The organism is Neisseria sp. HMSC061H08 (genome assembly GCF_001836795.1).
Taxonomy (GTDB): domain Bacteria; phylum Pseudomonadota; class Gammaproteobacteria; order Burkholderiales; family Neisseriaceae; genus Neisseria; species Neisseria subflava_A.
The window spans coordinates 40,037-63,253 of the sequence record NZ_KV830588.1 but is presented as its reverse complement, the minus strand read 5'-3'; the positions used below and the strand labels follow the sequence as shown (position 1 = coordinate 63,253).

28 protein-coding genes are annotated in these 23,217 nt (G+C 47.3%); 18 read left to right on the top strand and 10 right to left on the bottom strand.

Annotation, left to right across the window (positions count from 1 at the left end; all coding sequences use genetic code 11):
• Window position 1: 1 nt before the first annotated feature.
• The 4 genes from HMPREF2675_RS09290 to HMPREF2675_RS09275 all read right to left on the bottom strand — a co-directional run bounded on the left by HMPREF2675_RS09290 (window position 2) and on the right by HMPREF2675_RS09275 (window position 4,485).
• Window positions 2-1,399 (bottom strand): HAMP domain-containing sensor histidine kinase, encoded by a 1,398-nt coding sequence (locus HMPREF2675_RS09290; protein WP_070814832.1) that lies wholly within the window; start codon window positions 1,397-1,399, stop codon window positions 2-4.
• Window positions 1,400-1,414: 15 nt separating this feature from the next.
• Entirely contained in the window at window positions 1,415-2,092 is a 678-nt protein-coding gene (gene misR, locus HMPREF2675_RS09285) for a two-component system response regulator MisR (protein WP_070632537.1), read from the bottom strand.
• A gap of 207 nt (window positions 2,093-2,299) precedes the next feature.
• A complete protein-coding gene (locus tag HMPREF2675_RS09280) occupies window positions 2,300-4,132 on the bottom strand; it encodes a PglL family O-oligosaccharyltransferase (protein WP_070814831.1) in 1,833 nt (610 codons plus the stop codon).
• Window positions 4,129-4,485 carry a DUF2069 domain-containing protein gene (locus HMPREF2675_RS09275; RefSeq protein WP_070615794.1) on the bottom strand — a complete coding sequence of 119 codons (357 nt, stop codon included), beginning with the start codon at window positions 4,483-4,485 and terminating at the stop codon, window positions 4,129-4,131. The genes HMPREF2675_RS09280 and HMPREF2675_RS09275 overlap by 4 nt, the downstream gene beginning before the upstream one ends.
• A 216-nt stretch (window positions 4,486-4,701) precedes the next feature.
• On the opposite strand from HMPREF2675_RS09275, the gene hisC reads away from it, so the two are divergent.
• From hisC to HMPREF2675_RS09200, 15 genes are all read left to right on the top strand, one after another.
• A complete protein-coding gene (hisC, locus tag HMPREF2675_RS09270; RefSeq protein ID WP_070814829.1) occupies window positions 4,702-5,787 on the top strand; it encodes a histidinol-phosphate transaminase in 1,086 nt (361 codons plus the stop codon).
• 19 nt (window positions 5,788-5,806) lie between these two features.
• Window positions 5,807-6,763 (top strand): imidazoleglycerol-phosphate dehydratase HisB, encoded by a 957-nt coding sequence (hisB, locus tag HMPREF2675_RS09265; protein ID WP_070814827.1) that lies wholly within the window; start codon window positions 5,807-5,809, stop codon window positions 6,761-6,763.
• Window positions 6,764-6,931: 168 nt separating this feature from the next.
• Window positions 6,932-7,576 (top strand): imidazole glycerol phosphate synthase subunit HisH, encoded by a 645-nt coding sequence (hisH, locus tag HMPREF2675_RS09260; protein ID WP_070814826.1) that lies wholly within the window; start codon window positions 6,932-6,934, stop codon window positions 7,574-7,576.
• 73 nt (window positions 7,577-7,649) lie between these two features.
• The gene (gene hisA / locus HMPREF2675_RS09255; RefSeq protein WP_070814824.1) at window positions 7,650-8,387 is read left to right on the top strand and encodes a 1-(5-phosphoribosyl)-5-[(5-phosphoribosylamino)methylideneamino]imidazole-4-carboxamide isomerase; all 738 of its coding nucleotides are present in this window, start codon (window positions 7,650-7,652) and stop codon (window positions 8,385-8,387) included.
• 164 nt (window positions 8,388-8,551) lie between these two features.
• The gene (locus tag HMPREF2675_RS09250; protein ID WP_070814822.1) at window positions 8,552-8,869 is read left to right on the top strand and encodes a multidrug transporter MatE; all 318 of its coding nucleotides are present in this window, start codon (window positions 8,552-8,554) and stop codon (window positions 8,867-8,869) included.
• Between the two features lie 40 nt (window positions 8,870-8,909).
• Window positions 8,910-9,677, top strand: coding sequence for an imidazole glycerol phosphate synthase subunit HisF (hisF, locus tag HMPREF2675_RS09245; protein WP_070814820.1), 768 nt, complete (start codon window positions 8,910-8,912; stop codon window positions 9,675-9,677).
• A gap of 53 nt (window positions 9,678-9,730) precedes the next feature.
• Window positions 9,731-10,129: a phosphoribosyl-AMP cyclohydrolase gene (gene hisI, locus HMPREF2675_RS09240; RefSeq protein ID WP_141759978.1), complete on the top strand. Its 399-nt coding sequence runs from the start codon at window positions 9,731-9,733 to the stop codon at window positions 10,127-10,129.
• A 31-nt stretch (window positions 10,130-10,160) separates the two neighbouring features.
• Window positions 10,161-10,484 carry a phosphoribosyl-ATP diphosphatase gene (locus tag HMPREF2675_RS09235; protein ID WP_070814817.1) on the top strand — a complete coding sequence of 108 codons (324 nt, stop codon included), beginning with the start codon at window positions 10,161-10,163 and terminating at the stop codon, window positions 10,482-10,484.
• Between the two features lie 118 nt (window positions 10,485-10,602).
• Window positions 10,603-10,926, top strand: a complete 324-nt coding sequence (locus HMPREF2675_RS09230) for a histidine triad nucleotide-binding protein (RefSeq protein ID WP_004519654.1) — start codon at window positions 10,603-10,605, stop codon at window positions 10,924-10,926.
• 41 nt (window positions 10,927-10,967) lie between these two features.
• Window positions 10,968-11,171, top strand: coding sequence for a Sec-independent protein translocase subunit TatA (gene tatA / locus HMPREF2675_RS09225; RefSeq protein WP_003679438.1), 204 nt, complete (start codon window positions 10,968-10,970; stop codon window positions 11,169-11,171).
• Window positions 11,172-11,174: 3 nt separating this feature from the next.
• Complete coding sequence (tatB, locus tag HMPREF2675_RS09220) at window positions 11,175-11,837, top strand: Sec-independent protein translocase protein TatB (RefSeq protein ID WP_070814815.1); 663 nt, start codon at window positions 11,175-11,177, stop codon at window positions 11,835-11,837.
• Window positions 11,838-11,852: 15 nt separating this feature from the next.
• Window positions 11,853-12,629: a twin-arginine translocase subunit TatC gene (gene tatC / locus HMPREF2675_RS09215; protein WP_070814813.1), complete on the top strand. Its 777-nt coding sequence runs from the start codon at window positions 11,853-11,855 to the stop codon at window positions 12,627-12,629.
• Between the two features lie 72 nt (window positions 12,630-12,701).
• On the top strand, window positions 12,702-13,355 hold the full coding sequence (nfsB, locus tag HMPREF2675_RS09210; protein WP_283127822.1) for an oxygen-insensitive NAD(P)H nitroreductase: 654 nt from the start codon (window positions 12,702-12,704) through the stop codon (window positions 13,353-13,355).
• A 292-nt stretch (window positions 13,356-13,647) separates the two neighbouring features.
• Window positions 13,648-15,033 (top strand): GntP family permease, encoded by a 1,386-nt coding sequence (locus HMPREF2675_RS09205; protein ID WP_070814810.1) that lies wholly within the window; start codon window positions 13,648-13,650, stop codon window positions 15,031-15,033.
• Window positions 15,034-15,124: 91 nt separating this feature from the next.
• Window positions 15,125-15,643: a gluconokinase, GntK/IdnK-type gene (locus HMPREF2675_RS09200; RefSeq protein ID WP_070814808.1), complete on the top strand. Its 519-nt coding sequence runs from the start codon at window positions 15,125-15,127 to the stop codon at window positions 15,641-15,643.
• Between the two features lie 59 nt (window positions 15,644-15,702).
• Here the strand turns inward: HMPREF2675_RS09200 and dtd are convergent, their stop codons facing one another.
• The 6 genes from dtd to HMPREF2675_RS09170 form a co-directional block, all read right to left on the bottom strand.
• The gene (gene dtd / locus HMPREF2675_RS09195) at window positions 15,703-16,164 is read right to left on the bottom strand and encodes a D-aminoacyl-tRNA deacylase (protein ID WP_070815020.1); all 462 of its coding nucleotides are present in this window, start codon (window positions 16,162-16,164) and stop codon (window positions 15,703-15,705) included.
• Window positions 16,165-16,260: 96 nt separating this feature from the next.
• Window positions 16,261-17,025 carry a peptidylprolyl isomerase gene (locus HMPREF2675_RS09190; protein WP_070814806.1) on the bottom strand — a complete coding sequence of 255 codons (765 nt, stop codon included), beginning with the start codon at window positions 17,023-17,025 and terminating at the stop codon, window positions 16,261-16,263.
• A gap of 44 nt (window positions 17,026-17,069) precedes the next feature.
• A complete protein-coding gene (locus HMPREF2675_RS09185; protein WP_070814804.1) occupies window positions 17,070-17,942 on the bottom strand; it encodes a peptidylprolyl isomerase in 873 nt (290 codons plus the stop codon).
• Between the two features lie 51 nt (window positions 17,943-17,993).
• On the bottom strand, window positions 17,994-18,266 hold the full coding sequence (locus HMPREF2675_RS09180; protein WP_070814802.1) for a BolA family protein: 273 nt from the start codon (window positions 18,264-18,266) through the stop codon (window positions 17,994-17,996).
• Complete coding sequence (locus tag HMPREF2675_RS09175; RefSeq protein ID WP_004519663.1) at window positions 18,263-18,553, bottom strand: YciI family protein; 291 nt, start codon at window positions 18,551-18,553, stop codon at window positions 18,263-18,265. The genes HMPREF2675_RS09180 and HMPREF2675_RS09175 overlap by 4 nt, the downstream gene beginning before the upstream one ends.
• Complete coding sequence (locus HMPREF2675_RS09170) at window positions 18,553-19,086, bottom strand: septation protein A (protein ID WP_070814801.1); 534 nt, start codon at window positions 19,084-19,086, stop codon at window positions 18,553-18,555. Before HMPREF2675_RS09170 ends, HMPREF2675_RS09175 begins: the two co-directional genes overlap by 1 nt.
• 353 nt (window positions 19,087-19,439) lie before the next feature.
• Between HMPREF2675_RS09170 and HMPREF2675_RS09165 the strand changes: the two genes are divergently transcribed.
• The 3 genes from HMPREF2675_RS09165 to HMPREF2675_RS11645 all read left to right on the top strand — a co-directional run.
• The gene (locus HMPREF2675_RS09165) at window positions 19,440-21,425 is read left to right on the top strand and encodes a motility hub landmark protein FimV (protein WP_083323913.1); all 1,986 of its coding nucleotides are present in this window, start codon (window positions 19,440-19,442) and stop codon (window positions 21,423-21,425) included.
• 225 nt (window positions 21,426-21,650) lie between these two features.
• Window positions 21,651-22,496: a tRNA pseudouridine(38-40) synthase TruA gene (truA, locus tag HMPREF2675_RS09160; protein WP_070814798.1), complete on the top strand. Its 846-nt coding sequence runs from the start codon at window positions 21,651-21,653 to the stop codon at window positions 22,494-22,496.
• A 313-nt stretch (window positions 22,497-22,809) separates the two neighbouring features.
• On the top strand, window positions 22,810-23,217 hold a 408-nt coding region (locus HMPREF2675_RS11645; protein ID WP_283127821.1), incomplete at its 3' end, for a porin.

The window sequence follows — 23,217 nt, the reverse complement described above, 5'->3', positions numbered from 1 at the left end:
TTTAGGCTTCTTTTTTGTCTCCGGCTTTCTTTTTGGGAAGGATGAAACGCATCCTCAGGCCGTTGGGTTTGATATTTTCAGCAATGATTTTGCCGCAGTGCTGCTCCATGATGTGTTGCGTCAAGGCAAGTCCCAAGCCGGTACCGGGCTTGTGTGCGCTGGAGTCGGCACGATAAAAGGCGGTAAAAATATGCGGAAGCTGCATTTCATCGACACCCGGGCCGTTGTCGGTAATATCGATAATCCAGTGTTTGCCGTCTTGTCCGATATGGGCCTGAATGGTGCTGCCTTCCGGACTGTAGTTGATGGCATTGCGGATAACGTTGTCAAAGGCGCGGTACAGATAGCCTTCGTTGGCACTGATCACGGCATTTTCAGGGATTTTAGGGTCAATGCTCAGGGTAACGCTTTGATTGTTTTGGTGGGCAATGCTTTGGTTGTCCTCAATCAAGTTGGTCAGGAACGGAACGAGTTTGAGGTTTTCTTTTTCCAAAGGAATATTGGAGGTCTCCAGGCGGGAGAGGGTCAATAATTCACCTACCAAAGTATCCATGCGCACCAATTCGCCTTCAAGCCGTTTGAGGTATTGCTCTTGTTTTTGCGGCTGAGATTGAATCAGGCCGACAATCGCCTGCATACGCGCCAGCGGCGAGCGCATTTCATGAGAAACGTGGTGGAGCAAATGACGCTCTTTGGCAACAAGTTTTTCAAGCTTCTCGGCCATTTTGTCGAACTGCACGGCAAGGTGGGACAATTCGTCATCACGGTCGTCAACTTGCTGGGAAATGCGGGTTTCGAGTTCGCCGTTGGCTACCCTGTCCATGCCGCCGCCAAGAATTTTAATGGGCTTGGTGATGTTGTTGGCAAGGATATATGCCATCAAGAGGCCGACGATGATGATGAAAGACAGAATGATAAATTCGTGCCAAATCGGCGAGAGCGGCAGGCCGGGAATGAAAAGCGGGCTGGGCAGGCGCTGGGCTTGATGGTTGTCCCAGCCTTTAATGAAGAAGAGGTATTCTTCGCCGAAACGGTCGTATTCGATGTGGGCTAAATCGGATTCGGGATTGTTGATGGCAAAGATGCGGGCGCGTTCGATGGACAGGCTGTCGATGTTGCGGCCTAAAATATCTTTTTTATCGTCGCCGGTAATCACATAAACGGCATTGGAAACCGGATTGTTTTTCCATTCCGAAAGAATTTCGCGCGCACCGCTGTCTCCGCGCGAGTTGAACGCGGAGATGATGCTGCTCATCAATGTGGTTTCGATGGTGCGGCGTTGGTTGAATTGGTTTTCGGCGAGGGTGTTTTGTACCAGCCAAAATGAAAAACTCGCCACAAAGATTGCGCAGACGATGACTGCGCAAAATGTGGCGAAGATGCGTTGAAACAGTTTCATTGATCTGTTTAATCTTTAGTTTTTAACAAACAGGTAGCCTAAGCCGCGTACAGTTTGAATCAGGGAGGCATCGCCCAATTTGTGGCGGATGCTGGAGATGTGTACGTCGATGCTGCGATCAAATTTAGCCAGTTTGCGGTCGAGTGCCTCGATGGACAGAGTTTCTTTGCTGACAACTTGTCCGGCGTGGCGCATCAAAACTTCGAGCAGGTTGAATTCGGTGCTGGTCAACTCGAGTGGAGTGTCTTTGATGCTGGCTTGGCGTTTGGCCGGGTACAAAACGACGTCGCTGACGGAAATGCTGTTAGGCGCGTTGTTTTGTTCGTTGCTGTGTTGTGCGCGGCGCAGGATGGCGTTGATGCGGGCCAAGAGTTCGCGCGGTGTGCATGGTTTCGGAACATAATCGTCCGCACCCATTTCCAGACCGATGATGCGGTCGATGTCGTCGCCTTTCGCGGTCAGCATGATGATGGGCACGGTGCTTTGGGTACGTACGTTTTTCAGTACGTCCAAACCGTTCATTTTAGGCATCATGGAGTCTAATACGATGACATCGTATTGTCCGGTCAGAATTTCTTGAACGCCGGCTTCGCCGTCAGGAACGCTGTGAACGTTGAGGCCTTCGGCAGTCAGGTATTCGGTCAGCAATTCGGTCAAGAGGGCATCGTCATCTACGAGTAATACGCGACTCATGGAATTTCCTTTTCGTGATTGTATGCGCCGTGGCACTAAATAGGCGGTGCGGCGATTAAAATAGAGTTGTATTCAATCTTAACATGCAATCTGCTTTTGTTGATAGCGTAATTTTCTGTGCTTTTGCGCTTTTTTGCATAGAAACTTGTCGCTCTTTACATTTTCAGACGGCCTGTAAGGACAAACTGACAATTGAGTGTGTTTTGTTTAGGGTTTGTCACATGATTTGGCAGTTTGGTGTTTCGGTGCGTTGATGAAATCTTTGCAATCGGACAAAAGTTTGGGCAGCAGTGGGGCGAATACCGGATGGCTGCGTATTTTGTCGGCGTAGAAATACATCATATACGGGTAATAATATTGCACTGCCTGCATCCATTGCGCACCTTCTTCTTTTTTGCCTTGTCGGTAGAGGTAGAGGCCGACTTGATAGGCGCTGGAGTAGGGGCGGTAGGTCAGGGCTTTGAGTGCGGCTTCTTCTGCCCACGGGCGGATGTAGGCATCGGTCGGGTCGGCACGTTTGCTCAAACTTAAATCGGCGTAATAGGCAAGCATGGGGCTTTCTTTGGAGAGCTGCTGCAAGCCGTCGATTTTGTTTTGAACTGTTTGCGGATCGTCGGTTTTCCCTACACGGCTATATTGGGTCAGATTTTGATATTCCCAGCTGAGGTTTGCCATGCCGATTAAAATCGATAAAGCGGCTATGCCGCCTGCCCACTGTCTGATTCGGCTAGATAAAGGGCCGTCTGAAACATCTTTCGGATAAGAAGGTGTCAGCGACAGAATCAGGCTGAATACGGTGAGGAAGTAGATATACCAAAGTGGGTATTCGAGCATGCTGTGGCAGAGGCTGACGGAGGCGGCAGTCAGTAAAAACAGGGAAGCCGGCGTTTGGTTGCGGCCCAACAGTCGCCATACGGCTGCAAGCAGGGTTAAGGTTGCGAGCAAGGTGCCGGCAATGCCCATTTCGGACAATAACTGCATGACGATATTGTGCGAATGGGTAAACAGTACGCCGAGGATATTGTTGGGGAAGTATTGTTGCTGGGCATTGATCAGGAAGGTTTGCTGGGCAAAGCTGTTCCAGCCGTGGCCGAACCAAGGTGCGGATTGAAAGGCAATCCATGCTTTGCTCCATTCGATTTGGCGCATGGAGCCTTCAAAACCGCTGGTGCCTGCGCGTTCGACAGCGGTTTCGTATTTGATGTTGCCAAACAAATCCAACAGGCTGCCCATGCCGAATTGGAAAGCGGCGGCCAGGATTGCAGTCAGAAGGAAAATGCACAGTGCGCGTTTGTGTTGGAAACGGGTACGCCAAAACCATAACGGCGTAATCAGGAATAGGGCGGCAATGTAGCCTAAGATGGTGCGCGAGTTGACAAGGCCGAGGGTCGCAGTCAAAGCCAATACGAACAGAAAACCTGCTGCATTGGACATTTTGCGCGCCGTCCATAAATAGGATGCCGCCAAAATGCCCCACATTAAATAATGTCCCAAATGGTTGCGCTGGCCGAGTTGGCCGTTTACGGTGCCATTGCTTCGGGCAATGATGCCGTTCAACCACTCTACGTTGGACCAGCCTTTAAATTGCAGCCAGACGATGGCGGCCTGTATGGATGCACCTATCAATAAAGACCAAGCAAAGATGCTGACGACGCGTTCCTGTCCGTAAGCTGCTACCCAGCCGCGAACCGACCATGCGCCCAGTGCCAAAATGACAAAGGTCCAGGCGGTAATATCGCTCATACCGGGGTAGGTAGAATGCATGAGGCGCGCTTGGAGCGACCAAAATGCGGCCATGGCAAACAAACCGATACTGAGTGCAGGAAGGCGGATATTTAGCAGGCCTTTATGTGCGCTAATCAATGTCAGTACCAATGAGCCGCTCAGTGAGATGGCTTCCAAATAAAAGCTGGGCAGTGGGCCGACTCGGTAGAGTGAGAGAAAAGGGACGGCGCAAATCCAAAGAAAACTGAGCCATAAAGGCCAAAAGGTTTTCACTGAAGATTCAGTCAGGCCGTCTGAAAGTGTGTGGTAGGTCATTTTGATGTGTGTTTTTGTTGTTTGATAAATGCAAGGCAGCCGAGGAAAAAGGCAATGCACAATAATACGGAAATAGCGGCGCAAATCCGGCTGGCGAGAGCCGTGTCTGCCAGGCGCATACAGGCTTCGGCAAAGTAAATCAGAATCAGCATGGAGCTGTATTGGTAAGTGTAGATGCGTTTTTTCAAAATGCCGGTCAACGGCAGGCACAAAGGCAGGGCTTTCAGTGCCAGCCATGAGCCGCCTTCGCGCAATGGTGCGATCCATAATTCCCATGATAAGGAAAGTAAAATCAAAAGGATAAGACTTATGGAAGTTGCAAGATAAGGTAACGGGGAGCGAGTATTGTTCACAATATAAAGGGCGTAAGCCGTACTGGAAAACTTGAAATTATACCGCTAAAAATGCGGGGGCAGCCAAGAATATTGCTTAAGGATATTCAAGAAAGAATTTATTGTTTTTCTTTAAATTAATGAAACTTTATCCTGTTTTATAGTCTTATTAATATATTTTTCTAATAATAATTGTGCTATTATTATAAATGCTTTATCTCAGGAGGATAGAAAACCATGAATCGCGTTGCTGATGTTATCCGTGATGATATTAAAGTAATGACAGCCTATCAGGTTGCTGATTTACCGGAAGGTTTTATTAAGTTGGATGCCATGGAGTGTCCGCATCATCCTTTCGCCGGGTATGAATCTTTATTGTCAGAATGGGCGGACTTGGCAAAGCAGGCACCGATTCATTTGTATCCCCATACTGCCAAGAGTGGTATTTATGAAGAATTGAGGGAAGTTTTCGGTATTCCCGATAAAGCGGAAATCGCGTTGGGTAACGGCTCCGACGAGCTTATCCAGTTTTTGACTATGCTGGTTGCCAAACCAAATGCGCGTGTATTGGGTATTGAGCCAAGTTTCGTTATGTATCGTCATAATGCCGCGCTTTATGGCATGGAATATGTCGGTGTTCCCTTAAATCCGGATTTCTCTTTAAATCTCCCTGCCGTTTTGTCCGCGATTGAGCAACATCAGCCGTCATTAATTTTTATTGCTTATCCCAATAATCCTACCGGCGTATGTTTTAAACGAGAAGAAGTAGAGGCGGTCATTCGTGCGGCAACCGGCATTGTGGTTGTCGATGAGGCATATGGTGCGTTTCATCATGACAGTTTCCTTCCGTGGGCGGGCGAAGTCGAAAACCTGGTCGTAATGCGCACCATCAGTAAAATCGGCTTTGCCGGCTTGCGGATGGGGTATGCGGCGGCAAGTCCAAGCATTATGGGTGAACTGGCCAAAATCCTTCCGCCTTACAATATGAATCAATTAAGCTTGGCGGCGGCGAAATTCTCATTGAAGCATCATCCAATCATTCAGCAAAACATTGATACATTAAAAAACGAGCGTTCGCGCGTGATGAATGAATTGTTGAAATTAAACCGTTTGGAAGTTTTTCCGAGCGAAGCCAACTTTATTACCGTTCGCGTGCCTGATGCGAACGAGCTGTTTGAAACATTGAAGCAAAACCGCATACTGATTAAAAAACTGCATGGCAGCCATCCGCTTTTGGATCAGTGTGTCCGCATAACCATAGGCTCGGCAGCGCAAAATGATGCCGTCTTGGCGGTTATTAAAAACCTTTACTCCAATCTTTGATTCCAAGGAAACTACCATTATGAACAAAGCTCAACTGCATTTGACCAATTTTCTGTTACTGGTTGAAGAAGCCGGCTCATTAACCAAGCTTGCACGTGCTTGCGGTTATGAAAACTCCGCCTCTTTGTCTCAGCTCAAACGCCGTTTGGAACAACAAGCAGGTGATGAGTCTGCACGCGGCATTCGTCCGAGCTTGGCTGCAAAGTTGGAATCCGGTATGCATAAACGCAAAGGCTGGCTGAACCGTGACCACAGCAAAGACCAAGAAAAAGCAGCGGCGGTTGAAGCGGCGCGTTTGGAAAAACAAACTGTCGAAGCAGCCGAAGCTGGTGTTTCAACCGAAGGCCGTTTTGTTACCGTTACCCGCAATACCTGTGAAACCCAAATCACCGTCAGCCTCAATCTTGACGGTACCGGCAAATATCGTCTGGATACCGGCGTTCCTTTCCTTGAACATATGCTTGCCCAAGTAGCGCGCCATGGTTTGATTGACTTGGATATTACCTGCAAAGGCGATTTGCACATTGACGACCATCATACGGTTGAAGACATCGGTATCGTATTGGGTCAAGCCTTGAAACAAGCGCTTGGCAATAAAGCCGGCATTACCCGCTATGGCCATGCCTATGTTCCGCTGGATGAGGCGTTGAGCCGTGTGGTCATCGACCTTTCCGGCCGCCCCGGTTTGGTATACAACATCGACTTTACCCGCGCCCTGATCGGCCGTTTTGATGTTGATTTGTTTGAAGAGTTTTTCCACGGCCTCGTGAACCACAGCATGATGACCTTGCACATTGATAACTTGAGAGGCGGTAATGCACATCATCAAGCCGAGACTGTTTTCAAAGCCTTCGGCCGCGCCTTGCGCATGGCGGTTGAATACGATCCGCGCATGATGGGTCAAACGCCTTCTACCAAAGGCACGCTGAGCGAAGAATCTGTTCAAGAAGAAGCAGAATCTGCATCTGAAGAATAAGGCATCATGTGAATGAATAAAGGCCGTCTGAAACCGATTGGGATTTCAGACGGCCTTTTATTATTCGTTTTGTATAGTGGCAATATTTTGTTTTAAACCATCTTTTGCTACAATCATTCTTATTATTATATTAATCATTAAATGGTTCAGACGGCCTGAGGAGAAACAATGAAAGTAGCGATTGTCGATTATGGAATGGGAAACCTGCATTCAGTGTTGAAATCCGTTCAGGCGGCGCAGGTCTTGTCCAAGCAAAATGCCGAGGTTTATCTGACTTCGCGGCCTGAAGAAGTGATGGTGGCGGATAAGGTTATCTTTCCGGGGCAGGGCGCCATGCCGGACTGTATGTCTGCGCTGAAGGCCAGCGGTTTGGGCGAGGCGGTTTCAGACGGCCTGAAAAACAAGCCGTTTTTTGGAATTTGCGTAGGTGCGCAATTATTATTTGAACACAGCGAAGAAGGCGATACAGATGGTTTGGGCTGGTTTGAAGGCCAAGTCAAACGGTTTTTGCCCAATCAGACCGATGCGCAAGGAGGTCGTCTGAAAGTGCCGCATATGGGTTGGAATACAGTACGTCAAACCCGTCCGCATCCTTTGTTTCAAGACATTGGGCAGGACGAGTATTTCTATTTTGTTCACAGCTATTATTTTGCGCCGAAAAATGAAGAGATTGTTTTAGGCGTCAGCGAATATCCGAATGAATTTGCCTGCATTGTCGGTCAAGACAATGTGTTTGCCACACAGTTTCACACGGAAAAAAGCCATCAGGCAGGATTATTGCTGCTGCGGAATTTTTTAAATTGGCAGATTTGAGGTTTTTAACATAAATCTGCTAAAAATCGCTAATTTGTGTAAAATATACTGAAACTGAATAGAGGAGAAAAAAATGCTGTTGATACCTGCCATTGATTTAAAAGAAGGACGTTGTGTCCGCTTGAAACAAGGTTTGATGGAGCAGGCGACGGTGTTTTCCGATTCGCCGGCAGAGACGGCTTTGCATTGGCGCAACCAAGGCGCACGCCGTTTGCATTTGGTTGATTTGAACGGCGCATTCGCAGGCGTTCCTCAAAATTTTCCGGCAATTAAAGAAATTTTGGCCGCCGTAGCCAAAGATATTCCGGTACAGCTTGGCGGCGGTATCCGTGATTTGGGAACCATTGAAAAGTATTTGGATTTGGGTTTGACTGATGTGATTATCGGCACGGCTGCGGTAAAAAATCCTGAATTTGTGCGCGAAGCATGCAAGGAATTTCCGGGGCAGATTATTGTCGGCTTGGATGCCAAAGACGGTATGGTGGCGATAGACGGTTGGGCAACGGTAACGGAACATCATGTTGTCGATTTGGCCCAACGTTTTGAAGACGATGGCGTCAACAGCATTATTTACACCGATATCGGCCGCGACGGCATGATGAGCGGCGTGAATATCGAAGCTACCGTCAAATTGGCCCAATCCGTGAATATTCCGATTATCGCTTCCGGCGGTTTGACGAATTTGGATGATATCCGCGCATTGTGTGCCGTCGAAAAAGAGGGCGTGAGCGGAGCGATTACCGGCCGTGCAATTTATGAGGGAAGCATTGATTTTGCACAGGCGCAAAAACTGGCCGATTCTTTGGCTTAAGTGTGTCGGATTATGCGGATAAGACCTTGCAGGCCATTAAAACGCAGCGGCTGACGCAGCACACAAAAATGCACTCAAAGGGATTGCCTGTATAGGTCATGGGTTTGTATCCGTTTGAAATAATTATAAAAATAACCCAATCGATATTTTATTAAGGGATTAGTATGCTTGAAGCGTTTGTTTTGGGTTTTTGGATTATCTGGTCATCTGACCGAGAAGTGTATCCGCTAAGCGAAAGTTTGTGGTTTACACTGATTGCAGTGATATTGCGGCAGCTGACGGCGTTTGATTTGCCGATTATCGATACCTATTGGATGATTTTCAACGGGATAATATGGGCATTTGTCGGGTTGATTTTCGCCATTGTCGGCCGTATCGACAGCAATTTTATTATTTCCTGCGTGTTGGCGATGATGGCCGGTATCGGTTATTTTCAACTGTTGCAACATTTGCCGGATTGGTTGGGCAAATTTTTGGCCTGACGGTTTCAGACGGCCTGATAACGGATAAGAGGTATTGGGTATGGCATTGGCAAAACGAATTATTCCTTGTCTGGATGTAAAAGACGGCCGCGTGGTAAAAGGCGTCAACTTTTTGGGTTTGCGCGATGCAGGCAATCCGGTTGACGTTGCCAAACGCTACAACGATGAAGGTGCGGATGAGTTGACCTTTTTGGACATCACCGCTTCCAGCGACAATCGCGATACTATTTTGCACGTTATCGAGGCGGTCGCTTCGCAAGTTTTTATTCCGTTGACAGTCGGCGGCGGTGTGCGTACGGTTGCCGATATCCGCCGCCTGCTCAATGCCGGTGCCGATAAGGCCAGCATCAATACGGCTGCCGTAACCAATCCTGATCTGGTCAACGAAGCGGCCGGTTTTTTTGGTTCTCAGGCGATTGTCGTTGCCGTGGATGCCAAAGCGGTCAACCCTGAAAACACCCGTTGGGAAATCTTTACCCACGGCGGACGTAATCCGACCAGTTTGGACGCGGTGGAATGGGCTGTCGAAATGCAGCGGCGCGGCGCAGGCGAGATTTTGCTGACCAGCATGGACCGGGACGGTACCAAGCAAGGTTTCAACCTGTCTTTGACACGCGCGGTCAGCGAAGCGGTCGATATTCCGGTCATTGCTTCCGGCGGCGTCGGTTCGGTTCAACACTTGGTGGACGGCATTAAAGAAGGTAAGGCCGATGCGGTATTGGCCGCCAGTATTTTCCACTTTGGCGAAGCGAGTATCCGCGAAGCAAAACTGGCCATGCGCGAAGCAGGAATCGAAGTGCGTTTGTGATTGCTACCCAAAGGCCGTCTGAAAAATATGGGAGAAAAACGCGAATGTCGAATATAAACGAAACGCTGCTGAATGCCGTAAAATTTGATGAAAAAGGTTTGGTTTGCGCCATTGCCCAAGATTGGCAGACACGCCGTGTGCTGATGGTTGCCTGGATGAACTCCGAAGCCCTGCAAAAAACCGTAGAAACCGGTTTTGCCCACTATTACAGCCGTTCCCGCCAAAAACAATGGATGAAGGGCGAAGAGTCCGGGCATACGCAAAAAGTACACGAATTGCGCCTGGATTGCGATGGCGACGCTGTGGTTATGTTGATTGAACAAAACGGCGGCATTGCCTGTCATACCGGGCGCGAAAGCTGCTTTTACAAAGTTTGGCAAGAGGGTGCATGGCAGACAGTAGATGCTGTGTTGAAAAACGAAGAAGCGATTTACGGACATAAACATCCTTAAGGCCGTCTGAAAGAAATAAGAGAAACCGACCATGACCGATACTATCCTTACCCAAATCCAAAACGTCATCGATTCGCGCAAAGGCGGCGATCCCGATGCTTCTTACGTTGCCCAACTGTTGCACAAAGGCGAAGACAAGATTTTGAAAAAAGTTATCGAGGAAGCGGGTGAAACCTTGATGGCCTCTAAAGATGGCGGCGGCAAACATTTGGTTTACGAAGTGGCGGATTTGTGGTTTCACACCATGGTTTTATTGGCGCATCACGGATTGCGCGTCGAAGATGTGGTCAACGAGCTTGCGCGCCGTCAAGGTTTATCGGGATTGGTGGAAAAAGCTTCTCGCAAAGAATCTTGAATTTATATTACAATCCCGTATTTGACCTGTTTCAGAATCCGTCTCTTGGGGCAAAAACGATTTCACTTTGTTTGGCGAAACCCGTTGCACCCGTTTTCAGACGGCCATTGGAGCCATTATGGATAATTGTATTTTCTGCAAAATCGCAACAAAAGATATTCCGGCACAAACCGTTTACGAAGACGATGAGATGCTTTGTTTCAAAGACATCCGCCCTGCCGCGCCGGTACATCTGCTGCTGATTCCGAAAGTACACTTCGATTCACTGGCACACGCCACTGCCGAACATCAAACCCTGTTGGGTAAAATGATGTTGAAAGTCCCTCAAATCGCCCAAGAGGCAGGTTTGACCGACGGTTTTAAAACCCTGATCAACACAGGTAAAGGCGGCGGACAAGAAGTCTTCCACCTGCATATCCATATCATGGGTACGCCCGCATAATTATTATCTCTTTTTAAATTAAACAAATTCAAGGATTTATCATGGGTAGCTTCTCTCTTTGGCACTGGATTATCGTACTGATTATCGTCGTTTTGGTATTCGGTACCAAAAAATTGCGCAACGTCGGCAAAGACCTCGGCGGCGCAGTGCATGACTTCAAACAAGGCCTGAACGAAGGTACAGACGGCAAAGATGCCAAAAAAGACGAAGTCATCGAACACAAAAAAGACGAAGACAAAGCATAATCCATGTTTGATTTCGGTTTGGGCGAATTGCTGCTGGTCGGCGTTGTTGCCCTGATAGTGTTAGGCCCCGAACGTCTGCCGCAAGCCGCGCGCACGGCCGGGCGTTTGGTCGGTAAATTGCAAGGCTTCGTCAACAACGTCAAGCAGGAACTTAATACTCAGGCTGAGTTGGACGAATTGCGCAAAGTCAAGCAGGAATTTGAAGCCGCCGCTTCGGAGTTTCGCGACGGTATCAAAGACTTGGGCGATGATGCACAAAAAAATCTGAATGATATTTCAGACGGCCTCAAGCCTTGGGAGCGCCTGCCCGAACAAAAAACGCCTGCCGATTTTGGCGTGGACGAGTTCGGTAATCCTCTGCCTGATTTGGCTTCAAGCAGCACTGAAAATGAAAGTGCGGCCCAAGTTCCTGAAGAGGGTGGGGTAGTGCAAACCCAAGAGCCTGCCGGGGCTGAAAATGCCGAGTCCGAGCAAGACCGCGCTTGGCGTGAGTATTTGACCGCATCGGTTTCCCCAGCTCCGGCGGTTGAAGTCAGCTATGTCGAAGCTCCTGCCGCCGATGTTCCTCCGCTGCATACGACATCTCTGCGTAAGCAGGCGATGAGCCGCAAGCGCGATATGCGTCCGAAATTCCACGCCAAACCCAAACTGCGCGTCCGTAAGTAAAAAGTGAGTCAACCGGTGTCCGAACCTCAACACGAACAACCCGTCCAACCGCTTATCGAGCATCTTCTCGAGCTGCGCCGCCGCATGATGTGGATCGTCATCGGCATCGTCGTCTGCTTCTTGGGCATGATGCCGTTTGCCCAGCAGCTCTATACTTTTGTTGCCGAACCATTGATGGCCAATCTGCCTAAAGATACCAGCATGATTGCGACCGATGTGATCGCGCCGTTTTTTGTGCCGGTGAAGGTTACCTTGATGGCGGCGTTTCTGCTGTCCTTGCCGCACACGCTGTATCAAGTCTGGGCGTTTGTCGCCCCGGCCTTATACCAAAACGAAAAGCGTTTGATTACGCCGCTGGTGTTGTCCAGCGTAACGCTTTTCTTCGTCGGTATGGCGTTTGCCTATTTTCTGGTGTTTCCCGTTATTTTCAAATTCTTGGCCGGTGTAACCCCTGTCGGCGTCAATATGGCGACCGATATCGACAAATACCTGTCCTTTATTTTGGGCATGTTTGTCGCATTCGGTACGACGTTTGAAGTGCCCGTTGTTGTGGTGTTGCTTGCCAAAATGGGCATTGTTTCGACCGCTCAGCTTAAGAACGCCCGTCCGTATGTTATCGTGGTTGCGTTTATCGTGGCCGCAATCATTACGCCGCCTGACGTAATTTCTCAAACCCTGCTTGCCGTTCCGCTGATTCTGCTCTACGAAGCAGGCATTTGGTTCAGCCGTTTTGCCAAGGCCAAAACGCAGCAGGAAGATGGGGATACACCGCAACCGCCGGCGGAAATTTGAGAATAAAGGCCGTCTGAAGGATTTTTCAGACGGCCTTTGTGTTTATGATAGTTTTAAATTTTAAGGAACAACATGATGAATGTTCAGGATATCGTACAAAAACGTTACAGCACCAAATCTTTTGATGCCTCCAAAAAAATTTCAGCCGAAGATTTTGCCCAAATCGAAGCAGCACTGCGCTACAGTCCTTCCAGCGTCAATATCCAACCTTGGCATTTTGTGATTACGGATAATGAAGCAGGGAAAGCACGGGTAGCCAAATCTGCAGAAAATTTTCCGTACAACCTGCCCAAAATCATCAACGCTTCACATGTAATCGTATTTGCGGCGCGGGTGCATGCCGATGATGACTATTTGGCAGGCGTGTTGGAACAGGAAGATAAAGACGGACGTTTTGCTACGGCCGAAAATAAGCAAATGGGCGATAATGCGCGCCGCACTTTCTTGGGTATCCACCGCGACCAAATGCAAGACGAAACCCAATGGTTGTCGAGACAAGTTCATATTAATTTGGGCTTTACCCTGTTTGCCGCCGCGGCCTTGGGGGTGGATGCCGTTCCGTTGGAAGGGGTGGATATGACTGTTTTGGATCAAGAATTTGGTTTGGCTGAAAAAGGTTATCGTGCTGTTGCCGTTGTTGCATTGGGCTATCGCGCCGAAGATGATTTTAATGCCAAATTGCCGAAATCACGTTTGGAAAACGAGGTAATTTTTACTAAGGTATAACTGAGGGGCTTGGTTTCAGATCATTGAAAAAAGCCATCTGTTTCTATCTTATTGAGAAGCGTAATGTCAGGCCGTCTGAAAATAAACTACTTTTCAGACGGCCTTTTTATTGTTCTTGTTTTTCTTTGTCCTCCTTATTTTCAAGCATCTTACAAAAAGGGTTTGGAAAAATAGGTGTTTATATTTTGGCTGGATTCAGCCGTACGATTTCATGGGTAAATGTGTTATCGTATTCATATATGTTAAAAAACATTAATAAATTTGTATTTTTCTTACAGAGAAAGGCTTCAAAATGGATGGTTGGACTCAAACGCTGAGTGCCGGCACTTTGCTCGGTATTGCGGCGGCGGCAATTTTGCTGATTTTGATTTTAATTGTGAAACTGCGTGTTCATGCTTTGCTGACGTTGGTATTGGTCAGCCTGCTGACTGCTATCGTAACAGGCCTGCCTATGGGCAGTATTGTCAATGATGTGTTGGTCAAAAACTTTGGCGGCACGCTCGGCAGCGTGGCGTTGCTGGTCGGTTTGGGCGCAATGCTCGGCCGTTTGGTGGAAACTTCCGGCGGTGCCCAATCTTTGGCGGATGCGCTGATTCGGATTTTTGGCGAAAAACGTGCGCCGTTTGCCTTAGGCGTGGCTTCTTTGATTTTCGGTTTTCCGATTTTCTTTGATGCCGGTTTGGTGGTGATGTTGCCGATTGTGTTTGCAACGGCACGTCGCATGAAGCAAACTGTTTTGCCCTATGCGTTGGCATCTATTGGCGCATTTTCCGTCATGCACGTCTTCCTGCCGCCACATCCCGGCCCGATTGCCGCTTCTGAATTTTATGGTGCAAACATCGGTCAACTGCTGATTTTGGGTTTGCCGGTTACCTTGATTACTTGGTATTTCAGCGGCTATTTATTGGGTAAAGTTTTGGGTCGCAGCATTCATGTGCCCGTTCCTGATCTGCTTAGCGGCGGTACGCAAGATAACGACCAACCGAAAGCGCCTGCAAAAGCATCTACAGTCATCGGCATTATGCTGATTCCTATGTTGTTGATTTTCTTGAATACTGGTTTGTCTACTCTGATCAGCGAGAAAATGGTCAGTGCGGATGAAGGCTGGGTGCAGTTTGCACGAATGCTCGGTTCGACACCGATTGCTTTGCTGATTTCTGTTTTGGTAGCCCTGTATGTATTGGGCAGCAAACGTGGCGAAAAAGCCAGTGCTTTGGAGAAAACCATTGATGGCGCATTGGGCCCGGTTTGTTCGGTTATTTTGATTACCGGCGCAGGCGGTATGTTCGGCGGCGTGTTGCGTGCTTCCGGTATCGGTAAGGCTTTGGCCGACAGCATGGCTGACTTGGGTATTCCTGTTTTACTGGGCTGTTTCTTGGTGGCTTTGGCTTTGCGTATTGCGCAAGGTTCTGCGACCGTTGCCCTGACTACCGCTGCCGCATTGATGGCACCGGCCGTTGCGGCGGCAGGTTTCAGCGATTGGCAGATTACTTGCGTGGTATTGGCGACGGCGGCGGGTTCCGTCGGTTGCAGCCACTTTAACGACTCAGGCTTCTGGCTTGTCGGCCGTCTGTTGGATATGGATGTGCCGACGACCTTGAAGACATGGACGGTTAACCAAACGCTTATCGCACTCATCGGTTTTGCTTTATCGTCAGTGTTGTTTATTTTGGTTTAATCGAAAACGGCCGGCGGATAGTGTTTTTGAGATAACACAATCTGCCTGTTTTCAAATACCGTTAAAATCCAGATAAACAAGGAGTAGAAAAATGACGACACATTTTGTCATGATGGGCGTGTGCGGTTGCGGTAAAACCACGGCCGCACTCTCGTTGCAAAAATATCTTGATCAATGTCCCTATGCCGAAGGCGATGATTTCCATACCCAAGCCAACCGCGACAAAATGGGTGCCGGTATTCCGTTGACGGACGAAGACCGCTATCCTTGGCTGGGCAATTTGCGTGACTGGATGACAGAGCAGGCAAAAAACGGGGAAAAATATTCCATCGTTACTTGTTCCGCACTCAAGCATCACTATCGCGATATTCTGCGTGGTGCGGAAGGGAAGGTGGCTTTTATCCATCTGACTCCGCCTCAAGCAATCAATCTCGAACGTATGCTGTCGCGTCAGGGGCATTATATGAAAGCCGGAATGCTGGATTCGCAGCTGGAGATTTTGGAAGAGCTGGGTGCGGATGAGTACGGCGTTAAAATCGACAATCCGGGTTCGCCTGAAGCCGTTGAGGCAGATATTGTGAACTGGGTGAAAGCGAAAGGTTTAATTTAGTAATGATCAGAAATGGAAAGGCCGTCTGAAAGATTTCAGACGGCCTTTTTTGATGGGATTTAGAATGTTTTTTGCGAGTCAAGCAATAAGGTAACCGGCCCGTCATTGCAAAGGGAGACCTGCATATGGGTTTGGAATCTGCCGGTTTCGACAGTCAATCCATGTTCGCGTAGAAGTTGCGCGGTGTATTGATAAAGCTTATCCGCTTGTTCTGCGGGCGCTGCATTGGAGAAAGAAGGGCGGCGGCCGCTGCGCGCATCAGCGTAAAGGGTAAACTGGGAAACCAGTAATATCGAGCCGCCGACATCTTTGAGCGATAAATTCAATTTACCGTTTTCGTCCTCAAAGATACGTAGGTTGGAGGTTTTATCCGCAATGTATTTGGCGTCTGCTTCTGTGTCGGAGTGGGTAACGCCGAGCAATATCATAAATCCGTTGTTGATTTCGCCGCAGGTTTCGCAGGAGTTTTCGGACAAAACGTCAACTTTAGCTTGGGTAACTTTTTGGATAACAGCGCGCATAATGTTTTGTGAATACAAGGATTTGTAAAAAAGGGCGTAAGATACGCCCTCTGGGTTCAAATATAGTTTCAGACGGCCTGAAACCATTGAATTAATTTACGGATTAATGCCGTTTTCTTTTAAGATACGTTCGATCTGATTCTCGACTTTTTGTCGTTTAACAGCTTGGGCAATCTGATTGCGTACCAGTTCGAAAGGTTCGGCATTAGGATTACGCTCTACGGCGCTGAGTTTAAACAGATAAAAACGGTTTTCCATCTGAATCGGCTCATGGGTTACATCGCCTCGGTTCATGTCGGCAAAAGCGGTAGCCAGTTGAGGAGAAAGCTGCTGTGGAGAGATGAAGCCGTCAAACTCTTGTTCGGGGTTGGGATAGCGTTTCATCAGTTCTTCAAATGACAAGCCTTTGAGCAACAGTTCTTGCGCGGCGCGTACTTCGTCGGCTGAAGCAAAGCTGACTTGTTGCAGCTTGATAATGCGTGTTTGCTGGTCGTAGAAACGGCGCAACTCGGCATCATCAACTGCGGTTTGACGTTCTAGATAAGCAGCGTATTGGTTGGCATAAAACTCAGCCTCAACGTTTTTAAGCTGATTCTGCACTTCCGCATCTTTGTCCAAACCAGCTTTGATGGCTTCATTTTTCAAAATTTCCAAAGTCTGCAAACGTGTAACCACATCTTTGCGGATTGCCTGACCATCGGGTTTGGCAGTCTGGTTGGGATGTTGATCGGTCTGTCTCAATACTTCGGCGACCATGCTGTCGATGCGCGCGGGATCGATTTCAGGTGCTTTGGCGGTTGCTAAGCTCACGGTTGACAAGGCGAGGATAGCCAAAACGGCAGTTTTGGGCTTGATGTTCATGTGAGTTCCTTATTGCCCGCCGTTATCACGGCGGGCACGTTATATTATTTGTTGACTTTGATGCTGGCTTTTTTCAGTAATGATTGAATGGCCGCATCAACACGGGCTGCCTGTAAGTCGCTGCCAATCTCGTTTTTAGCGGCTTCGTAAGAAGGTACGGTAACGTTACGACGGTCATTGACGTAGAAAACGGCGTACAGATTACCGTTTTGCAGCGGCGTTGTAGTGTGTGCACCTTTTTTCAGGTCTTTGACAGCAGCGTAAAGCGGAGGCGCTGATTCTTGCAAATCTTTAAGCGGAACATAAGCTTTAGGGATGCCGCCGGCTTTTTTGGCCGCTTCGTCAATTGAGTATTGGTTCAATACTGAAACAAAGCTTTTTTTCGCATCCAAATCGGCAATGGCTTTTTGGGCATTGCTGTTGCTGTCGGTTAAGATTTCGCCCAGTTGGACTTCCTGAGTACCTTTATAGAAGTTGCTGAAATCATTGTAAGCGGCTTTGACGTCTTTTTCTTGAACAGGAAATTGGCGGATGATGTGTGCTGCGAAAGCTTGGCCTAATAAATCTTTTTCGAAAACTGCCCATTCGGTTTTGAATGTGGCTTTTTTATCTGCGCCTTGCTTGGCGGCATCGGCACGCGCTTGCTCCAATGCAGCTTTGAATTCTGCGCTTTGATCCAGTTTTAATTTTTTGGCTTCTTGGGTAACAACAGTGCTGATAACTTGACGTTCAGTCAGCATTTGACGCAATTCAGGCGTATCTTGAATGTTAGGATTGCCGGCGCGTACGGAAGCAACTTGGTCATCGATAACGCTGCTGTCGATGGCTTGACCGTTGACGGTAACCAAAGTTTGGGCAAACAGGGTGCCGGAAGTCAGGGCGAGCATCAAGGCTGAAGCAAAGTAGGTTTTTTTCATCGTATTTCTCTTCTAAATTAATGATTGGAAATCAAAGTTTGGGCGGTAATCTTAATGGAAGTATTCATCCGGCGTGGTTGCTTTGATGCTGAGCGCATGAATCAGGCCGTCTGAAAACAAGTCTTGTAAAAGCTGCTTAATCATACGTTGCCGTTGGAGGCGGCCGATATTTTCAAATGCGTTGCTGACCACCAATATCGCATAATGCCCGCCGCCTTTATTACCGGCATGGCCGGCATGCAGATGGCTTTCATCCTCAAAATCGAAGAACTCAGGTTCAAGTGTCCGCAGGCGTTCCTCGATAATTTGACGCATATTGCTCATTTGAACACGGCTTTAAAGGGTTTGATCAATACTTCTGCGTATACGCCGGCATCGACGTAAGGGTCTTGTTCAGCCCATTCTTGTGCAGCGTCCAAAGATTCAAATTGAGCCACGATCAGGCTGCCGGAAACGCGCTCCGGATTATCTGGTAGAGGATTGGGGCCGGCAGTCAGCAGACGGCCTTGCGCTTTCAATTCTTCTAAGCGTGCCAAATGCGCGGGGCGTGCCGCCATGCGTGCTTCGTGGACATCTTCGGCATCAGTGGCCAAAAGCATGAAATATTCCATTATTGATCCTCCTTAGGCTGGAAACGCATCAGATACATACCCTGTGCGATGGAAAAAATGATTGTAAAACCCAATGTGCCAAACAGTTTGTAATTGACCCATTGGTCTGGAAAATATGTAAAGACAAAGAGGTTTGCCGCACCCATAAAAATTAGGAAGCTAATCCATGCATAAGTCAGGCGCGTCCATACAAAATCAGGGAGCTGCATTTCTTTGCCCATGACGGCTTTAAGCCCGTTTTTACCGGCAAGATGGCTGAACAGCATGACGATGGCGCCGATCCAAAACAGAACGGTCGGTTTCCACATGATAAAGCGGTTGTCTTTCAACAGAATCGTTGCGCCGCCAAAAAAGACAATCAAAATCAGGCTGACCCATTGCATGGTATCCAGTTTGCGGTGTTTCCAAAAGGTCAGCGCAGCTTGGGCAATGCCGACTATAACCGCAACAGTCGTTGCGGCAATCATGTCTTTGGTAATGATGTATGTGATGAAAAATAAGAATACGGCAAATAAGTCGCTCAAAATCTTCATATGTTAATGATGAAACTAATTGAGTAAATGCTAATCATACAGGGAGATGTGTTTTTTTGCACCTTTCCACATAACTTCAATACCACATATATTTATATGAAATATTTGTTTTGGGTTGATGAAATTTGTAAAAAAGAAACACAAGCATGTAAAAGTAATAGATTTACTATGGAATTTTAGCCTGAATAGCCTCTATTGCTTGGCAAGAATGGGTTAAAAATATATCATGATGTAATATCTAGTAAATATATGGTTAAATGCGCGCACATTGGTTAGTACCATAATTTCCGAACAGGGGATCCGTTTTGAAAAAACATCACAATATTAAATTAATTACAGCTTCTATCGCTTTAATGACATCGCTCGGTGCTTCAGCAGGTTTGGGTGGCTTGAACGTTCAATCTCATTTGGGTGAGCCTTTTACAGGCAGTATCACTGTGACTGGCGAGGAAGCTCAGGCTCTGCTTAATGGCGGTAAGGCCACTATTTCAAATGGCAATTTGCGCGCGGCGGTACGCAAATCAGGCGATAAGGCAGTCGTTACGATTCGTTCTTCCAAAGCCATCAAAGATCCTGTTTTGGTTTTCCAAGTAGGTGTCGGCGCGCAATCGCGTGAATACACCGCTATTATCGATCCGGCCGGATATGATTCTAAAGATGCTGCATCTGTTCGTACCCGTCCGGCTGCTGAATCTCAATCCTCCGAGCCGACACGCAATGCCCAACAGCCTGTAACTAAAAACAATAAAGCAGCAGGTAATCAGGCAGCTCAAGCGCGTAAGGATGTGCAGCGTAAGGCTGAGAAAAAACAAGTTCAGACGGCCTCTGCTAAAAACGACACTGCCTCACGTTTAGGCAGACAGCATTTGGTGCGTACGGGTGAAACCCTGATGGCCATTGCGTCGAGCATCCGTCCGCAAGGTATGACCTTGGATCAAACCATCCAGGCTTTGGTAAATGCCAACCCGGATGTGTTTATTGATAATAATGCCAACCGTATGTTGGCAGGTAAAGTACTGAATATTCCAAACCGTAGCGAATTGCAACGCTTGGCTGCTTCTGCGCCTGTTAAAACCAATACAGCAACAGAAAAAGCCAATGAAACCGCTAATACAACAGAAGCTAAAACAGAAAAACCTGTTGTTCAGCCTGATGCTCAAACTGAAGCCCAGGTTAAAGATGCTGGCGTAAATACACAGCAACAGGAAGAAGTAAAACAAGCTTCAGCTGAACAAACAGAACAAGCGGCATCTGTAGCGGTTAATGAAAACGCCGCATCGACTGTTCCTGCGTCCGATATTCAAGAAGCTATGGCTTCCGATGCTCAAGAGAATGTAGTCGCTTCTGAGCCTGTTGCAACCACGGATTCTGTCGCGGAGCAAACAGAAAGCGGATCAGACGGCAATTTATGGAAATGGTTGTTGGCAGGCGGTGCAGCCCTTATTGCTGCTTGGTTGTTGTTGAAAGCTGCCGGTAAACGCAAAGATGAGCCAGAAGCAGCGCCTGTGAGCCGTAAGGATGAAGAGAAGGCCGTACAGAAAAATGTTGCTGCTTCAGCTGCTGCGGCTACTTCAACTAAAGTAACGCCGTCTGAAAAAATTCAAGACGGTCTGTTTATCGAAGACGATTTCGAAGATGATGTGATCATCAATGAAGTAGAAGAATCTTCCACTATTAATGATGTCAAACTTGATTTGGGTAAGATTGACAATAGTCAGACAGGCATTCTTTCAGGTGCAGTAACGCATGATGTCGAGACAGAGCAACGTCGCTATGCTGATTGGGATAGTATCGAATCAACAGAAAGCGTGTACGAGCCTGAACCAGAAAATCCATATCAGCCGGTATCTGTTGTTATGCCGGAACGTAAAGAAGAGCAGGCAAATACATTTACTGAGTTTGATTTTGCGACAGAGACAAAAGTCTTCGAGTCAAGAAATGAAGAGCCGCTCGAGTTTACGGTAGATACCCCTGAAGATTCAGACGGCCATGTGCTGCCATTCGATATCAAGCAAGATCAAGACTTGCAAATTCAAGAAACCAAAGAAGAAGTAGAGAGAGAAGAAGCTGCTTCTGAGTTTGTGATTGAAGAAGGTGCATTGGAATGGGGAACTGAAGATGTTTCAGTGGCTGCCGATAAAAGCAATAGTGAAAGAGGCTTTGTTTCAGAATCAGTCGGAATGACTACGCCGTTTGAGGCTAAATATGATTTGGCTAAGATGTATATCGAAATCGGTGATCCTGAAGCGGCTCGAGAAACATTGCAAGGGCTGATTGAAGAGGCTGAAGGCGATATTCTGCATAAAGCCCAAAAACTGATGAAAGAACTTGGCGCATAAGTGCCAGTTAAGTGAAGATGCCGTTTCAGACGGCATCTTTTTTATGGTAAATTAAAAAGCAAGATTTTGGCTGAGTCTATTATCAGTTGGGTAAGATTTCAGCTTTATGTGATGGTTGAAGATGAAGGCCGTCTGAAATAAATGAGAGGCGTGTGTTGATCACGCCTTTTTAATATTTGTTACTTAAGCGTAGGCAACAATATCAATTTACAAGAAGTATAAGAAATGACTGAACAAGCAAATACAATTGGGCATCTCGTGCAGCGTTGGGCTTTGACCCTCTCTTATGATGGAAGCCGTTTTTATGGTTGGCAAAAACAGGCCGGAGATTTGCCGACTGTTCAGACGGCCTTGGAGCGGGCGTTATCTTCAATAGCAGGGGAGCAAATTAATACTATTGTTGCAGGAAGGACAGATACGGGTGTGCATGCAACTGCACAGGTAGTGCATTTTGATACATCAGTGAGTCGTCCAGAGCAAGCATGGGTACGAGGTGTCAATGCACATTTGCCTGATGGTGTTGCTGTGTTGGTTGCTCAAAAAGTTGCACCTCATTTTCATGCCCGATTTGATGCTTATGGCCGCCATTATCGCTATTTATTGGAGTCCTCACCGGTTCGTTCTCCATTATTGGTTGGCAGAGTAGGGTGGACGCATTTGAAATTAGATTTAAATCTGATGAGGCAGGCTGCTGCCTTATTGGAGGGGGAGCATGACTTTTCTAGCTTTCGAGCGGCCGAATGTCAGGCGAAATCCCCTATAAAGACACTATATAGTACAAAGATTAGTGGAACTTCTCGCTATCTGTGCTTTGATTTGCATGGGAATGCATTCTTACATCATATGGTACGTAATATTATGGGGGCATTGGTGTATGTGGGTAGCGGCAGAATCAGTGTGGATGAGTTTGAGTCGGTTTTTCATGCAAAAAGTAGATTGAAGGCTCCACCAACTTTTATGTCTGATGGTCTGTATTTAACAGGTGTTGACTATCCTGATGAGTTTGGGGTGACACGACTATCTTTGCCCGAGTGGATGAGCGTTCTAGGTAATGATTTTCAGACGGCCTGACTGCGGATTGTTGGTATAAAAGCAACAAAATAGCGTGATTGATGTGTAAACTGATAAAGTGTTGTAAAAATGCAAATTTTGATTTTGAAGAAATTTATCATTGATTTTAAATAATAAATTTCTATTTTCTGGGTTGTCTCTGCCTTTGTTTGGTTTCTGCGGTAGTGGAGGTTGGTTGAATAAAGTTTGTTTTTTTAGAGAGGAGCAATTATAGTAACAGTCATGGAATCGCTGATTCCAGCGATAAAGTAAGCCTAAGCGGATTGTCCGGTCTGCTTAAGTTATTTCTTCACAATAGAAAAGGAATACAGCAATGAAAAAATCTCTGATTGCTCTGACTTTGGCAGCTCTGCCTGTTGCAGCTATGGCTGATGTGACTCTGTACGGTCAAGTTAAAGCCGGCGTTGAAATTTCTAAAGTAAAAGAAGGTAAGACTACTTCTAAAACTGCTACTGAGATTGCTGACTACGGTTCTCGCATCGGCTTCAAAGGCCACGAACACTTGGGTAGCAACTTGAATGCTATTTGGCAAGTTGAACAAAACACTTCTATCGCCGGTGGTGATTCTGGTTTCGCGACCCGTGAATCTTTCTTGGGCTTAGAAGGCGGTTTCGGTAAAGTTCGTGCTGGTAAATTGGATACTTCTCTGAAAAACAGCAGCGACAGCTTCGACCCTTGGGAATCTAGTAATGCTAACGCAGACGCTCTGCAATTGGGTAAA